We start from the raw sequence: 15,342 nt of genomic DNA, 5'->3' as shown, positions 1-15,342 counted from the left end.
TTTGGTTGTCTAAAAATTTGAGAATAAAGCAAACGATTGAAATGGAAATAAATGTATATTTCGAATGAATATGTTCACAACTGAAACTTTTGTGTTTGCATTTGTAAAAAAACGAGCAACCGTCACTTGATGTGATAGTTGCCCGCGAATAAACAGATTACTTCAGTATTGCGTTCTGAAGTGTCATAACAAGAGAGACTGCTTCAGCACGAGTTGCGCTTTCGTTAGGGGCAAACAGGTTGTTATCGCGCCCGCTAATAATTCCCTGCTTATGAGCTGCAGCAACTGCTGCTTTAGCCCACTGTGGTATGCTGTCCGCATCCGAGAAGGTGGACTGTGTGTTGGTGTTGGTATCCACATTCAGCTTTAGGGCGCGTACGATGATAACGGCTAGTTCCGCACGGCTTATTTTACGCTCAGCACGGAATGTCCCGTCCTCATAACCACTAATAATTCCTGCTTGCACTACAGGAGCCAAATACGGCTTCACCCACTGTGGAATACTATTTATATCTGTGAAGCTCAGAGCGTTCGAGCTTGGCTCCAGCTTCAATGCTTTGTTCAGCAACGTAGCGAACTCGGCACGGTTAATATTGGCATCTGGACGGAAGGTTCCATCCTCATAGCCGTTTACTACACCAAGAGCGACTGCACGTTCGATGTTCGCTTGTGCCCAGTGATTGTGAAGATCGGAGAAGCTTAGGCCAGCAGCAGTCCCAGGTTGTTGACCTGGTATTTCAATTGATTGGATGCTGTCCTGGTTAAAGGAGAAATCGGCTTCATATTCGTCATTGTACTTGTCAGGTACCAATAGTTTAAATTGGGCATACACTTTGGACGCAGCATTCTGAATTTCAAAACGTAATGTCTTCTCGTTCAGACTTTCGTTCACAGCAAGAACCTCAGCATCTGTCCATGTACCTGTAGAGCTTGCTATTTTCAAGCCGGTTACTTCTTTGCTTGCGACGGTCAATACGACATAGCTCTTGCCGTCTTTAATTTCCAGCTTGGCTGGATGCTTAACGAACTCATTTGCACTAGATGTTTGCGATGTGCTTCTCAGATACAAGGCATAATCGATAGTGTAGGTTCCTGCTTTTAACGTTTCGGCTAATGTTGGAACGACTGTGGCTACGCCGCCGCCTCCTCCACCGCCGCCACGACCGCCACTACCCGTAGTAGGAGTAGTAGGAGTTGTGCCTGTTCCAGTATCCGTGACTGGAGTTAAGCTGATTCCAGGGAAATCAATTTCGAATGCACGCTCTGTTTGAGCAGCATCCAGCAGGCTTAACACATACACGGCAGAACGGTCCTTAACCTCAAAGCTTACAGAGGTTGTAGCGCTGTCCGTAGCAAGAGCTTTCACGATTCCTGCTTGCTTGGTTGCAGCGATTGTAGAAGCATCTTCCAGACTCCCGTCTGCTTTTCTCAATTGAAGCTTTTTAAAAGTAACTCCATTAACCAAATTGATAGTTACTATTTGTTTCCCACTGCCTACTTTCATACTTGCATTTGATGAAATGAAGTTCGTGAGTGGTGTTCCAGTTCCGTCCTTAATCGTCGAAGGCCAATTGAAAGTGTAGCTGGCGTCGGCCAAAATCACAGAAGCAAGGAAGATAGAGACTGATTTTTTCAAAACTGTGACAGCCGTATCTATCACTAGCTGAGTCGCCGTTGTACTGGAACTAACAGATGCTGCCTGATTAATCGCTGCTTCCAAGAGAGCCTTGGCGCCGACTTTGTATTGACCGGCTATGCTGCCTTCAACAGCTGCGGTCAGATTGGCTTTGGCCGCTTCAATTTCGCTGGTCAGCAGCGTCTTATTCACAGCTGGCAGCTGGGTGCTAAAGCCCAGCTCTACATCATACTCGTGATCATATACCCCGATTGGAGCTGGAAGGACCCAATAAATTTTGACCCAGCCGTTCAAACGGGCGTTTATGTCAGCTATTTCAAAGCGGACTACGCGAGTATTAGCAGCTGCATTAGAGCTAACCGTCTCTGTTTCTGTTAACACACCATTTTTTTCCGTTTTGAAAGATTTGATTTCCTCGCCTTGCTTTAAAGTAAATGATACATACTTTTTGCCGCCACTCACCGTTAGTTTCCCGCTGGCTGGGTCTACATAATCGTACATGACCGAGTTCTCATTAGAGCCTTTTTTGTAGATTTTAAAGCTGATCGGATACTCGCCATCGGGAATTCCCGGATCAGGATTGCCGACAATTACGGAAGCTTTGAAGGTGTTGAAAGCTTGCTGTAAAGCCTGAAGGGCGGCAGCTGATTGAGCAGCTGTACCCATTAACCGGGAAGCTTCGGCTCCGGCAGCAGTAATGGCTGTTTGAAGTGCCGTCTTGGCTGCTTCCGGATATTGACCTGGAAGTGTTCCTGTTACAGCAGCCCGATTGGCATTCATTGCATCTGTAACTAGCTGTGCCAGAGCGCTATTGTCTACATTATTAAAATTTAAACGAATATCATGTGTGCGGTCATAGCTTTGTGCAGGGATTACGACACGCACCTGTGCATCTATTAAAGCAGACAAGCTATCCACTTTGAATTTAATCACTCTGGTATTCGCTGTCGTATTCTCGCTAACCACAGTTGAGTCGATATATTGATTGCCTGTTTTTACTTTGAATTCTTTAATTGTCGAGCTATCCTTTAATGTTGCGGTAACATAAGTTGAATAGGTAACGGACCCGACTGTTGAAATAGTTGCCGGTTTCAAGAAGTAGCTATCTAATGTTGAAAATGCATCGCTCGTTGCATGAACCGTCGAGAAGTGGAGCGGGTATGTCACCGTTGTTTTGAAGGCAGCTAACGCTTGGTCTAAAGCTGTTTTGGCCGCTGTGATTTGCGGACGAGTAGCTGCCAAGTTCTGAGCTGTGTCCTTAGCTGCGGTAATTTTACTTTGCAGAGCTGTCTTAGCAGCAGTATAAGCTGCTTCAGCTCCCGGTGTGACTGGCGCTTCATCCTGCAGCTTTTGTGCTGCAGATGCGGCTAGGCTCAATGCATCCAGCTGCTCAGCATTGTAGCTGAGATAGACTTCCTTGGTTACACTGCCAAGCTTGTAGCGGATATAGGATAGACCCTGCCATGTGGTATCGGAATAATTTACCCCACGAATGATCACTTGATATACTTTCTTTTGTTCATCGGAGCTTTTGGAGAGCAGAAGCGCCTGATTAGATTCATTCGTATAACTTAATCCGGCGGTTGTGAAGCCTCCGGTCGACCTAACAAGAGTGGACTGAACCATCTCTTGAGGAAGTACTGCTCCATTGAAGGTAATATTGGCTCTGGTGTTATCAAGTAATCCTTTGCCATTATTGGTGATGAGCACGGTTGTATCGGCAATTTCAGGGGCTTGCTGTGAAGGAACCGATGTCCGATTCAATGAATCCAGGACAATTAGCTTAAACGGCTTGGAAGCAACATAATAGTCCACTTTATAGTAATTGTAATCGCTGGCAAGGTTATATATGGCTTGGTCAACCTCTGTCTGTGTAGCTTTGACTTTGTCTAATATTTCTTTGGCCTGATCTACATTTTCTTGCAAATATGTCTTGGAGCCCTTATAGTACTCTCCCGGAGTCACAGGCGCATAAGTATAGCCCAGCTTGTCTTCTGTAAATCCTATTTCATTCATTTTCTCCAGGTATGCCGATACTGCAATGATAAGTGAATTCAAATTTGTTTTATTTGCAGAAACAATTAATGATTTGAAAGTGTTCAAAGCCGCTAACAATTCATTATAAGCTGCCTTGATTGCCGAAGCTGAAGTATTTCCGGAAGCGATGAAGCTTTCAGCTGACAAAATCTTTGCATTAAATGGCTGTTTAGAGCCTGCCGGGGCATCTCCTAAATTAGTTCCTTCACTTGTATCAGCATATAACTTGCGAGAATCGGTTATTAATGTATTTAGCTGGCCGATAGTAATCGGCTGCTCGGTACCGCCATCACCACCACCGCCTTCCAGTGGCAAGCTGCTTGTATTGATTTCCAACTGAACATTGTACCAATAATCGTACACAAACCCGGCAGGATAATCGGGATCGTTCTTGATAACTACATGCATAAGAACATCAGGTTTCTTTGTAATGTCCTCTACATCTATTGTTGCTATCCAATTGCCTGTACCATCCGTAGAGGGTCTGACAGGGTAGGATTGATAGCCTTCAATTCCTTGAACGGCTTGCGTACTGGAATCAATTACTGCTTTGACGGCTCCGGCTTTGCGAAAGCTAAGATGTTGGAAATAGCTGTAATACTTTTGGGTGATTTGATGTTCAAACTTCATTTTTCCATCTTTAACGATAAGCTTGCCTGAATTAAGTACAGACAAATAACCATTCGCTGCGGATGAATCGATGGTATTATCTTTTAAGTATCTGTAGCTCACCGAATATTCATTGTCAGGGAGCGTGACGGCAGCCTCTGCTGTCCCCGTATTTATATGTAAGACAGACAAGAGAGAGGATAGAAATAAGGCCAGAGTAAGACAGAGGGCGATGGATTGCTTTAAATTGCTTTTCAACGTATGTACACTCCTTCTATATAAGTCTTGATCAAACGTCAAAACGAAAAGCAGCCTGGATAAGGACCACTTTTCGTCTTGATACATTTATTATTTAGCTACAACCGATTTATTAGTTCCAGTGAATGGTTAGCGGATATTCGGCTGAGTGAGGTCCAGCTTCAACATAAAGCTTAACTTGAATATCTGAAGTTGGGTTAGAGTTAGTGAAAGTGAAGGTAGTATCACCGTTAGCATCCGTACCTTGTGTTGCAGCTACGAATGTGCCGGAGCCATTATTAGCATTCAAATAACCATAGTTCTGATCATCCAAAGTGATGGTAACCGTTGTGCCTGTTACGTCAGCAGTACCTACAATATACGAGTTAACATGAGCGTTGTAAGGGGAAGTGGCGCTGCCCCCATAATAGAACTCATAGGATTTGCTAGCTGCGGAAGCAGGGATTGCAAACGCAAGAGCAAGAACGAATACCAACAGCATCATGGAAAGGGATTTTTTGATAGACAAATTCATGAATAAACACACTCCTTGGATTTTTTTAGTTTGGTTTAGCTACAACGAAAACGATATGTTGCATGAGTACAAGTCAATTCGATTGCAATTTGCCCTTAAAGCGGTAAAACCATGAATGGACGTTCACTCCCCCCTCCTGGTAAAGGAATGCCACAGAAGTACAAGATATGTAGATAATGATAATCATTATCAATCATGGTGTAAAAAAAATTCTGCGGCCCGAGGATGCTGCTTCAAGAAAGCCACCTCGTCTTCAGAATGTCGATAATGTGTGCACCAACTACCGACACACCTATCTTATATTTGGATTCTAAATTTTGTCAATCCCAAATTTAACCTTTTTTTAAACGGAATATGCTCAAAATTTGTAAAAAACCTTTGAATTTCTTGGAAAAATAGATGATAACCATTATCATTTATATTTTTTGAAAAATCTTAATTCCTGTATTTAGCAATCTAATTTGACAATCCTGATATGAGTGATTATCATTATCAAGTAGAGGTTGCAAATTCCACTTATATGTGAAGGAGAAGGCCATTTCATGAACATAACGGAACATCGCTCATGGGCGCCCGCCTATCGCATCTTCTTTTCAGAGAAAACTGAAGGGACGCAATTTGCACAGAAGAATTTGGATCAAGATGCTGAACTGCTGATTTTTTTAGATGAATTTGCGAATGCTTTACAATCACCTGCGTTGCAGGTAACAGGATCATTGTTTATTAAGCGCTACAGCTCGCTTATAGTTGGGGCCATGCACGGCTTTATTAGAAACCGGGAAGTTATAGATTTGACACCAGAACGCGTAATATTGGTCTGGAAAGATACTACGCTGCAATTTGTAATCGATCCTGTGGAGTTCCCTTCGTTCCTAAACGGATTGACTGAAGAAGAACAGAGAGAGCGTTATTTCGATCATGTATTTGCCGATCAAGCGGGAACCATGCTGCGGCGTGTGGCTGAGCTAACCCGGATAGATATAGATACACTTTGGGGGAACTTATCTTACTCTTTAGCTTATTGGATTCAGGAGTGGCTGAAGAGCGATTCCTTAACTGAAGCAGAACGTAAGAGAATCATTGATGATTATTCGGAGCTGGTGGGCAACTTTCGACAGGAGAGATTTCCAAACCTGCCCGAAAATCCCATTATCAGTAATTTTCGGATCGTAGACAATCCATTGGATACGCACAAACCGATTTCTGTTCGTTCCAAATGTTGTTTATACTATTGCTTGCCATCTAGCAGCAAGTATTGTTATACTTGTCCGCGAATTACGGATGAGAAGCGTATTGAATACTATGGCGAAATTCATGAGAGCAGGAGTACCAGTTAACGGGAAGTTGACTGTTAGAAATAGATACAGCAATTGCTGCGCCATCCCATGGGGCAGCAATTGCTGTATAAATAGCTTCATTGTATTACTACTGCCTTATTTGTTTGTACATCGGCAGTAGATTTAATCATAAACCGCTTGGCTCGCCAACGAGCAAGCACGAGCAGTCCGCGCAGTAATTCGTCAGCAATCATCGCTGCATAAATACCGTGTAAGCCCCAGTCTAATCGAATTCCCATATAATATGAACCGCCCACTGCAACAAGCCACATAACAATGAAGCCTACAATCATGACATACCGAGTATCGCCAACGGCTGTCAATGCATTGACAATAGCCATATTTACCATTTTGGCAGGCTGCAGCAGCAGATTGATGGCCAGAAGCGATACGCCAAACATAATGATTTCAGGATCGTTTGTGAAGAACCGAATGGCTTCTTCTCCAAACCAGTAGAGCAGCAATGCATTGGCTTGAACAAGCACAAGGCCGACCCAGATCACTTGGTAAGCACATCGGTAAGCAGCTTGATGCTCACCGGAGCCGTAGAGATGAGCGATTCGAATTTGTCCTGCCAATGCGATGGAGAAGCCGATCAGGAAACAAAAGGACTCCATTGTGTTCATATAAGTGCGAGCACTCAATTCCTTGGATCCTATCATCGCTATAAGGGCAAAGATGACGAGCTGGGTGAAGCACCAAGACGACATGCTGATACCCAGAGGCCAGCTTATTTTTAATGTTTCTTTAAATAAAGGCCGGTTAAACAAGCGGAAATCCTTCCACTCAATACGCTGTTGGAAGCAGGTGCAGAATACAGCGATCATCGTTGCAGCTCCAACTAAGCGGCTAATCGTTGTAGACCAGGCGACCCCTTCCAGCCCCAGTGGAGGAATGCCGAAAGCGCCATAAATAACCACATAGTTCATTCCAATATGGATAATATTCATTCCAATTGCGATATACATGGGGCTTCTGGTGTTGCCGGTGTTGCGGATAACCGTTCCCAGGCCAGCCATGGCAGCCATGAATATCATGCCTCCGCCAACGATAGAAATATAAGTTTCTCCCAGTGGTTGAAGCTCTGTTGGAAGCTGCAGCATACGGACGATAGGCCCTGCTCCAAAGTAGAGCAGCACACTGAGCAGTGCTCCAAGCCCCAGGCAAAGCTTGGCGCCAATAATGCCAATGAGTCTTCCTTCTGCTTCTTTCTTGGCCCCGAGCCTTTGGGCTACAAGGATTCCGGCACCGCTCGCAACAGCCATAAACAGAATATTGACGGCCGCAAACAATTGACTGGATATGCCGATTACCGCTACGGCGTCATCGGAGATGTGGCTGACCATCAAAGTATCCGCCGTGCCAAGTAAAAACTGCAAAAACATTTCGAGAAAGACCGGCCACGCAAGCATCCAAAGGGACATTCCCCGCTCTTTTCCCAACATATAAATTCCTCCACTCCCACGATGCCTATATTCTCTTTTTATCTTTAATACCGAACTGGTCATTTCACATTATAAACGTTATACTGATTTCGAAGTATAAGTTTCTGAACCAAAACTTTCATTATTCCAACTTCGTGTGATCGGAGGTAGGCAGCTTGTCTATACTTCAATTTACTTCTCCGCCTTTGCCGCATTATATTGCGGGGGGGTTATCAACCTTTCAACTGGGTCGGAAGCATTTAAATCGCAGAAACATTGGTGTATTCGATTTACTGGTCGTAACACAGGGCTGCTTGTATATTGGAGAGGAGGATAGACAATATGAGGTTTCTGCAGGTCATGCCCTAATTCTTAGGCCGGACAGGCATCATTACCCCACAGAAGGCTGTCGAGTAGTTACAGAAAGCTTCTGGCTCCACTTTAACACTGGAGGGAAGTGGGGAAGCACGGAGCATGCTGTGGATGTACCGGAAATAGACTGTACAGCTACTCATAATGAATTAACGGTGCAAACATTTACCATGCAAATTCCTCAATTTGTACGTCTTTTACAACCGGCTTCGGTCTACGAGAAATTAAAGCAATTAACAGAATTGGAACTTGAGTCACATAACAACTGGGCACGCTGGAAGCATCAATTGATTTTTCAACAAATTCTTGAGCTTCTTAATGCTTCGCTTGATCTACATACAGTCTTGCCGGGGGCTAATGTTGCAGATCAGGCTGCCGCATTTTTACGCACCCGCTACAAGGAAGACATTAAGGCGCAGATGCTCGGGGAGGTATTGAATTTCCATCCTGTGTACATAGCCCGTTGTATGCAAAAGGAGTTTGGCTGCTCTCCCTTCGAGTATTTAATGAGGTACCGTTTGGAGCAGGCTAAGCTGCTCCTTCTGCAAACTGATCTTCCTGTAGCAAGAATTGCTGAGAACGTCGGCTTTCACCAGCCTTCTTATTTCAGCTCAAGCTTTGTTAAATACGAAGGTCTTACTCCACGGGATTACCGAAGGAGTTTCCAGATAGTGAAGTAACGGATGCGTTATAAATAACAGAAGAGAGTGGTGGGTTAAAATGAAAGTTCTTTTTATTGGAGGAACAGGATTAATTAGTCAAGCGGTTTCGAAGCTGGCAGTGGAGCGAGGAATCGAATTGTACCTGTTGAACCGGGGGCAAAGAAATGATAATGTGCCCGAGGGAGCGAATATTATTACAGGCGATATCAGAGACACAACTGCTGTTGCAGAAGCGCTGGCAAGCTATGAATTTGATTCTGTAGTGGACTGGATTTCTTTTACGCCGGAGGAGGTCAAAGCCAACATCGGACTGCTGAAAGGGAAAACAGCGCAATATATTTTTATTAGCTCTGCTTCAGCTTATCAGAAGCCGCCCACGCATTATTTAATTACAGAATCTACACCACTATCCAACCCATATTGGCAGTACTCGCGAGATAAAATTGCATGTGAGAATTTGTTGATGGATGAATACCGGAATGATGGTTTCCCTATAACAATAGTACGGCCCTCCTTCACCTATGGAGATACGATGATTCCCGCTGGGCTGAACAGCTGGAATCATCCTTGGTCATTGATTGACAGAATGCGGAATGGACAAAAAATTATCGTTCATGGAGATGGAACGTCATTATGGACGATGACTCATAATTCGGATTTTGCCAAAGGAATAGTCGGTCTGATAGGCCATCATCAATCAATCGGGCACGCATTTCATATTACATCAGACGAAGTTTTGAATTGGAATCAAATCTACCGGGCGATTGGGGCGGCAGCAGGTGTAGAGCCTAACATCGTTCACATTGCCACAGATTTTATTACTGCCTTTTCTCCTGAAAGCACGGGAGGGTTACTGGGTGATAAAGCAGTGAGCGCCGTGTTTGACAACAGCAAGATCAAACGATTTGTTCCTGATTTTATTGCAACAACCCCTTTTCACCAAGGGATCAAGCGGACCGTACAATGGTTTGAAGCGCATCCTGAGAAATGCACCATAGATCAGAGCTGGAATGATTTAATGGACCGCATCGTAGCGGCTAATGAGGCTGGAACTGCGAGGGCGATTAATAACAAGTGAGTTTATACATACAAAAAAATGAGTGCTATTATTGCTACAAACGCAAGATGATTAATCACGTGAGAAGGGAGTTTTGGCATGACCTTAAAAAGCACGGAGATTTACATTGAGCTTGCCGAGCAACTGAGCCAGCGTCTGGCCGAAACGGCTGTGGAACGAGACCGGCAAGGAGGAACTGCAATACGGGAGCGTGAATGGATTAGGGAAAGCGGATTATTAAAGCTGCTTATTCCCAAAAAAAATGGCGGTCATGGTGAGACATGGATAACTGTACTAAAAATTGTCCGCCGCTTGGCAGAAGTGGACAGTTCAGTCGCGCACTTATTTGGCTTTCATCATCTTAACCTGATTTCCCCCCATATTTATGGCGATCAAGGTCAGAAGGAATTTTATTACACAGAAACGGCTCGGCACAATTGGTTCTGGGGAAACGCCTTTAATCCATCAGTATCCGATGTGAAAGCTATCAGGCAAGATATTGGTTTCATTATTAACGGAACCAAGGGCTTCTGCTCAGGAGCAAGCGATTCGGATATACTCATCGTTTCTGCGGAGCGCGAAGATGGAGGGACGATGTTTAAAGCGGTCATACCTACCAATCGCATGGGCATTCTGATCCACAACGATTGGGATAGCTTTGGACAGCGTCAAACCGATAGTGGGCGGGTTACCTTCAACCAAGTTGAAGTGGGGGAAGGAGAACTACTGTTGAAGCATGATCCCCAGAACTATTTTATGAAGCTGAGGGGAACTTTACCAAAGCTAATCTTGGGTCACTTATATATGGGGATTGCCGAAGGAGCGTTTAAAGAAGTGAAGAATTACACCAATTCACTGACGAGAATGTGGCATGCGTCCGGTGCCCGAGCAGCTGAAGACCCCTATAATCTGCGACATTTTGGCGATTACTGGGTACAGTTGACGGCGGCCAAGCTATTGTCAGATCGGGCAGCTGAACGGTTTCAGGATGCTTGGGACATGGAGGCGGACTTGCAGGAGGGCCAATATGGGGAGACGGTGGAAGCAATTCTCACTGCTAATGCAATGGCAACTAAAGTTGGTTTGGAGATAAGCTCTCGAATGTTCGAGGTGATGGGAGCCAGATCTACGGCTTCTCAATATGGTTTTGACAGATATTGGCGTAATTTGCGTACGCATACGCTTCACGATCCATACGATTATAAGCTGAAAGAACTTGGCCATTGGGCTCTTAACGGCTATTTTAAAGCGGATGCTCGGCTGGACAAATAAATATAGAAGTTTCTCTTAGTCTTGTTTAGATCAATTAGGCGCGCTGTCTCCTCTGGAGGCAGGCGCTTTATTTTTTATCGGCTGTCTCCCGCGGGGCAAGGGTCGTCACTTCCCTTATTTATGTATAAATTCAATTGTGTTTTCTTGGGAAATGATTTGTTGTTTAATATGTTGAATTAGCTTTTTTGTAGAAGCAGTTAACATGCATAACAAAGGCAAGCCTGAGCAAACCAAGTAAAAAAATCAAATTGACGAACAATTTAATTTGTCTTACAATATGATTTATGAAATATAAATGAAGTATCCCTAAATGAGGTTATGGATGTGGAAGTTAATAATAAGCAATTAAAGATGAAGACGGTTAAACGCCAAACAATGTCGAAGCAGGTGGTTGATCAAATTATTGAGCTGCTGACAAGTCGTCAGCTGAATCCGGGAGATAAGCTTCCGACAGAAAACGAGCTTACTGATCTGTTATTCGTAAGCAGACCTGTTCTTAGGGAAGCTCTAAGCTCTTTGGAGACGATGGGTATCATTCAACGGAAAACGCGGGAAGGCACTTATTTTGCCAATAAAATCGGCAGTAAGCCTTTCTCCATTATGCTCGCATTATCAGCTGGGGACATTCCTGCGGTTATGGAAGCACGGATGGCTCTGGAGCTCGGTTTAGTAACGATGGCTGCTGAGAAAATAACGGACAACCAGCTGGCGGCGTTGGAAGCGCTTTTACAAACGATGTCTTCGAGCAAAGAGGATTATTTGGACATTGATAGGGAGTTTCATAGAACGATTGCTTACAGTGCAAATAATCCGATTCTTGAAGGAAGTATTGATCCGTTGCTGAGCATGTTCGATGAAACTTTAAATCAAATTGCTTTAACGGACAGGGACCACGCGGTTACTCTTCAGGAGCACCAGAATATTTTCGAAGCGCTTAAAAAGAGAGAGCCGATTGCAGCGTACACCAGCATGTACCATCATCTTAACCATGTGCGTGAGAAAGTAATGAAAAAAATGAATGAGAATCGAATTTAAAAAATAAAAAAGTTGGAAGGCGGCACAAATAATGACTAGTATCGCGAGAAAAGCACCTGCAGGTATTTTGGGATTTCCGGTTGCTCCTATGGACCAGAATGGAAAGCTGGTTGTCACCGCACTGGAGAAAAACATTCAGTTTCTTATCGAGGAAGGGTTATCCTCTATTTTTATAGCGTGTGGTTCAGGGGAGTTTCATGCTCTTTCTAACAATGAATACCAAACGATGGTTGAAACTGCAATCTCCGTGGCCAAAGGTAAAGTGCCAGTATATACCGGAGTGGGGGGAAACATTAGCCATGCGCTGGAATTGACGAAGCTGTCCCAAGAGCTGGGAGCGGACGGCTACCTAATTCTACCTCCTTATTTGATCGAGCCGGAGCAGGAAGGCTTATATAATTACTTGAGTGCTATTATCCAGAGTACTGAATTGAACGCAGTTGTTTACCAGCGCGATAATTGTGTTTTGACGCTGCCAACGCTTCAAAGATTGGTGGAGCATCCGCAGCTTGTAGGCTTCAAAGACGGTCTCGGAAATATGGATACGAATATTGAGCTGACGCAAACCATTGGAGATCGCTTGGGCTGGTTAAACGGAATGCCAATGGCTGAGGTAACGATGCCGGCTTATGTCAATCTCGGTTTTACTTCCTATTCATCCGCTATATCGAACTACATACCTCATATTTCGGCAACGTTCTATCAAGCATTGCTTAGTCAAAACAAGTCATTATTGAATGAACTTTATCTGAATGTGATCCTGCCGATTAACCGTATTCGGAGACAAAAGAAAGGCTACGCGGTAGCTTTAATTAAAGCTGGAATGGAAATCGTCGGCTTGCCAGTTGGAACACAGGTTCGTGCACCGATTGTTCAGGTGGAGAAGGATCACTATCAACAAATGGAGCAAATAATTAAGGTAGCATTTGATAAGTTTCCGAAGGACAAGAAATAAGCATTGTCGGAGAGGGGCATAATCATGAATCATTCAATGGCCAAAGAAAGCTTAACTGCTTCACCTATTATAACTGAAATGCTGGTAATTCCAGTTGCAGGGCATGACAGTATGCTGCTTAATCTTAGCGGAGCGCACGGCCCTTTTTTCACCCGCAACGTTGTGATTCTTAAAGATAATGCTGGCCACACAGGTGTAGGCGAGGTTCCTGGCGGAGAGGGCATTCGACAAACGTTGGAGGATGCAAAAAGCTTGGTTTTAGGCCAATCCATTGGAAACTATAATAACATTCTTAATACAGTGCGGCAGCGGTTTAATGACAGGGATACAGGTGGGCGCGGATTACAAACATTCGACTTGAGGATTACGATTCATGCCGTCACAGCGCTCGAAGCCTCATTGTTGGATTTGCTCGGGCAGTTTCTTAATGTGCCGGTAGCGGCGCTATTGGGTACGGGACAGCAGCGCAGTGCGGTGGAGATGCTTGGTTATCTGTTCTACATTGGTGACCGGAACAAGACCGATCTGCCTTATCTCCAAGCACAGGATGCGTCAGATGACTGGTTCCGTCTGCGCCACGAAGAAGCGCTTACAGCGGAGTCGATCGTGCGTTTGGCTGAAGCTGCGCGTGAACGCTATGGTTTTAATGATTTCAAGCTCAAAGGCGGCGTGCTGCGAGGCGCTGAGGAGATCGAGGCTGTGACTGCGCTCGCCGAGCGCTTCCCACAGGCGCGGATTACATTGGATCCGAACGGCGCTTGGTCTCTGGAAGAAGCGATTAACCTGTGCCGTAATCAGCATCATGTACTCGCTTATGCAGAGGATCCTTGCGGCGCCGAGAAAGGATACTCTGGCCGCGAGGTGATGGCCGAGTTCCGACGCGCAACCGGACTTCCAACGGCTACCAATATGATCGCGACCGATTGGCGTGAGATGGGACATACCATCCAGTTGAATGCGGTGGATATCCCTCTTGCCGATCCGCATTTCTGGACGATGCAGGGCTCGGTGCGGGTAGCTCAGATGTGTAATGATTGGGGACTCACCTGGGGCTCGCATTCCAACAATCATTTTGACATTTCGCTTGCCATGTTCACTCATGTTGCAGCTGCTGCTCCAGGTAAAATCACAGCCATCGACACCCACTGGATTTGGCAGGATGGCCAACGCCTGACTAAAGAACCGCTTCAAATTGTGGGCGGGATGGTCAATGTTCCTGATAAGCCCGGCTTGGGAATTGAAGTAGACATGGAGCAGCTTGAGAAAGCACATCAGCTGTATAAGGAAAAAGGATTAGGCGCGCGCAATGATGCAGACGCTATGCAATATTTGATCTCAGGCTGGAAGTTTGACAACAAACGTCCTTGTCTGGTTCGCTAAGGATTGTTCATTTAGCCCGTGCCTTATCTGTCTTAGCCTGCTGATGGATCATGGTATGACAATGACCCGTATAGAAGGGGGCAGATCCAAAAGGCATATTGCGATAGCCTACTGACCACATTACCCGAATATAGGGTTGCAAAAGAACCTTCAAATCCAACTTTGATAGTGGATTTGAAGGTTCTTTTTGCACATCATATAGAATTCACTCAATAGGTACTTGGGCGTTCTTAGCATATGTGCGAATCCCGGGCACCTGTTACGTCATTGCATGGCGGTCGGTCGAACCCCACGAGAGATGAGGTCACGTTCCAAGACTACAAATCTTTCTCGCGGGTTCGGGATGCGAGTATCGGTTATGCCGTTGCATAGCGGTCGGTCGTCCCCCGCGAGAGATGAGGTCACTTTCGAACACGTACTAATCTTTCTCACGGGTTCGGGATGCGAGTATCGGTTATGCCGTTGCATGGCGGTCGGTCGAACCCCGCGAGAGATGAGGTCACTTTCCAAGACGTACAAATCTTTCTCACGGGTTCGGGATGCGAGTATCGGTTACGTCATTGCATGGCGGTCGGTCGAACCCCGCGAGAGATGAGACTTTCCAAGACGTACTGATCTTTCTCTCGGGTTTGGGATGCGAGTATCGGTTACGTCATTGTATAGCAATCTAGCGAGTCCCACGCAAATAACAGGAAAATGTCAGGCTGTCGAGAAAGTCTCGGCAGTCTTTTTTTTCTTTAATATAATTCACCAATTCACCGCGTTAATTTGATATAATATAGTAAATAATTTGG

10 protein-coding genes are annotated in these 15,342 nt (G+C 45.0%); 7 read left to right on the top strand and 3 right to left on the bottom strand.

Going from position 1 to position 15,342, the window contains the following annotated elements:
- Window positions 1-157: 157 nt before the first annotated feature.
- Both ACFQ0C_RS35260 and ACFQ0C_RS35255 read right to left on the bottom strand, forming a co-directional pair.
- Window positions 158-4,540, bottom strand: coding sequence for an NEAT domain-containing protein (locus ACFQ0C_RS35260; RefSeq protein WP_379374053.1), 4,383 nt, complete (start codon window positions 4,538-4,540; stop codon window positions 158-160).
- A 112-nt stretch (window positions 4,541-4,652) separates the two neighbouring features.
- The gene (locus ACFQ0C_RS35255) at window positions 4,653-5,054 is read right to left on the bottom strand and encodes a hypothetical protein (protein ID WP_379374051.1); all 402 of its coding nucleotides are present in this window, start codon (window positions 5,052-5,054) and stop codon (window positions 4,653-4,655) included.
- 542 nt (window positions 5,055-5,596) lie between these two features.
- Here ACFQ0C_RS35255 and ACFQ0C_RS35250 point away from each other — a divergent pair.
- Window positions 5,597-6,391 carry a hypothetical protein gene (locus ACFQ0C_RS35250; protein WP_379374049.1) on the top strand — a complete coding sequence of 265 codons (795 nt, stop codon included), beginning with the start codon at window positions 5,597-5,599 and terminating at the stop codon, window positions 6,389-6,391.
- 77 nt (window positions 6,392-6,468) lie between these two features.
- On the opposite strand, the gene ACFQ0C_RS35245 is transcribed toward ACFQ0C_RS35250, so the two are convergent.
- A complete protein-coding gene (locus ACFQ0C_RS35245) occupies window positions 6,469-7,836 on the bottom strand; it encodes an MATE family efflux transporter (protein WP_379374047.1) in 1,368 nt (455 codons plus the stop codon).
- A 155-nt stretch (window positions 7,837-7,991) separates the two neighbouring features.
- On the opposite strand from ACFQ0C_RS35245, the gene ACFQ0C_RS35240 reads away from it, so the two are divergent.
- The 6 genes from ACFQ0C_RS35240 to gudD all read left to right on the top strand — a co-directional run bounded on the left by ACFQ0C_RS35240 (window position 7,992) and on the right by gudD (window position 14,548).
- On the top strand, window positions 7,992-8,867 hold the full coding sequence (locus ACFQ0C_RS35240) for a helix-turn-helix transcriptional regulator (protein ID WP_379374045.1): 876 nt from the start codon (window positions 7,992-7,994) through the stop codon (window positions 8,865-8,867).
- A 40-nt stretch (window positions 8,868-8,907) separates the two neighbouring features.
- A complete protein-coding gene (locus tag ACFQ0C_RS35235; protein ID WP_379374043.1) occupies window positions 8,908-9,927 on the top strand; it encodes an SDR family oxidoreductase in 1,020 nt (339 codons plus the stop codon).
- Window positions 9,928-10,005: 78 nt separating this feature from the next.
- Complete coding sequence (locus tag ACFQ0C_RS35230) at window positions 10,006-11,178, top strand: acyl-CoA dehydrogenase family protein (RefSeq protein ID WP_379374041.1); 1,173 nt, start codon at window positions 10,006-10,008, stop codon at window positions 11,176-11,178.
- 351 nt (window positions 11,179-11,529) lie between these two features.
- Window positions 11,530-12,213, top strand: a complete 684-nt coding sequence (locus ACFQ0C_RS35225; RefSeq protein ID WP_379374199.1) for a FadR/GntR family transcriptional regulator — start codon at window positions 11,530-11,532, stop codon at window positions 12,211-12,213.
- A 31-nt stretch (window positions 12,214-12,244) separates the two neighbouring features.
- Window positions 12,245-13,168: a 5-dehydro-4-deoxyglucarate dehydratase gene (gene kdgD, locus ACFQ0C_RS35220; protein WP_379374039.1), complete on the top strand. Its 924-nt coding sequence runs from the start codon at window positions 12,245-12,247 to the stop codon at window positions 13,166-13,168.
- Between the two features lie 24 nt (window positions 13,169-13,192).
- Window positions 13,193-14,548: a glucarate dehydratase gene (gene gudD / locus ACFQ0C_RS35215; RefSeq protein ID WP_379374037.1), complete on the top strand. Its 1,356-nt coding sequence runs from the start codon at window positions 13,193-13,195 to the stop codon at window positions 14,546-14,548.
- The last annotated feature ends 794 nt before the right edge of the window (window positions 14,549-15,342 follow it).

Source organism: Paenibacillus sp. GCM10027630 (assembly GCF_042676305.1).
In the GTDB taxonomy this organism is placed as follows: Bacteria; Bacillota; Bacilli; order Paenibacillales; family NBRC-103111; genus Paenibacillus_S.
This window is presented reverse-complemented; position numbering and strand designations above follow the sequence as displayed.

Bases quoted from the DNA above. Each gene is read 5' to 3' on its own strand.
- ACFQ0C_RS35255 (WP_379374051.1), bottom strand. From the start codon at position 5,054: ATGAATTTGTCTATCAAAAAATCCCTTTCCATGATGCTGTTGGTATTC.
- ACFQ0C_RS35250 (WP_379374049.1), top strand. From the start codon at position 5,597: ATGAACATAACGGAACATCGCTCATGGGCGCCCGCCTATCGCATCTTC.
- ACFQ0C_RS35245 (WP_379374047.1), bottom strand. From the start codon at position 7,836: ATGTTGGGAAAAGAGCGGGGAATGTCCCTTTGGATGCTTGCGTGGCCG.
- ACFQ0C_RS35235 (WP_379374043.1), top strand. From the start codon at position 8,908: ATGAAAGTTCTTTTTATTGGAGGAACAGGATTAATTAGTCAAGCGGTT.
- ACFQ0C_RS35230 (WP_379374041.1), top strand. From the start codon at position 10,006: ATGACCTTAAAAAGCACGGAGATTTACATTGAGCTTGCCGAGCAACTG.
- ACFQ0C_RS35225 (WP_379374199.1), top strand. From the start codon at position 11,530: ATGAAGACGGTTAAACGCCAAACAATGTCGAAGCAGGTGGTTGATCAA.
- kdgD (WP_379374039.1), top strand. From the start codon at position 12,245: ATGACTAGTATCGCGAGAAAAGCACCTGCAGGTATTTTGGGATTTCCG.
- gudD (WP_379374037.1), top strand. From the start codon at position 13,193: ATGAATCATTCAATGGCCAAAGAAAGCTTAACTGCTTCACCTATTATA.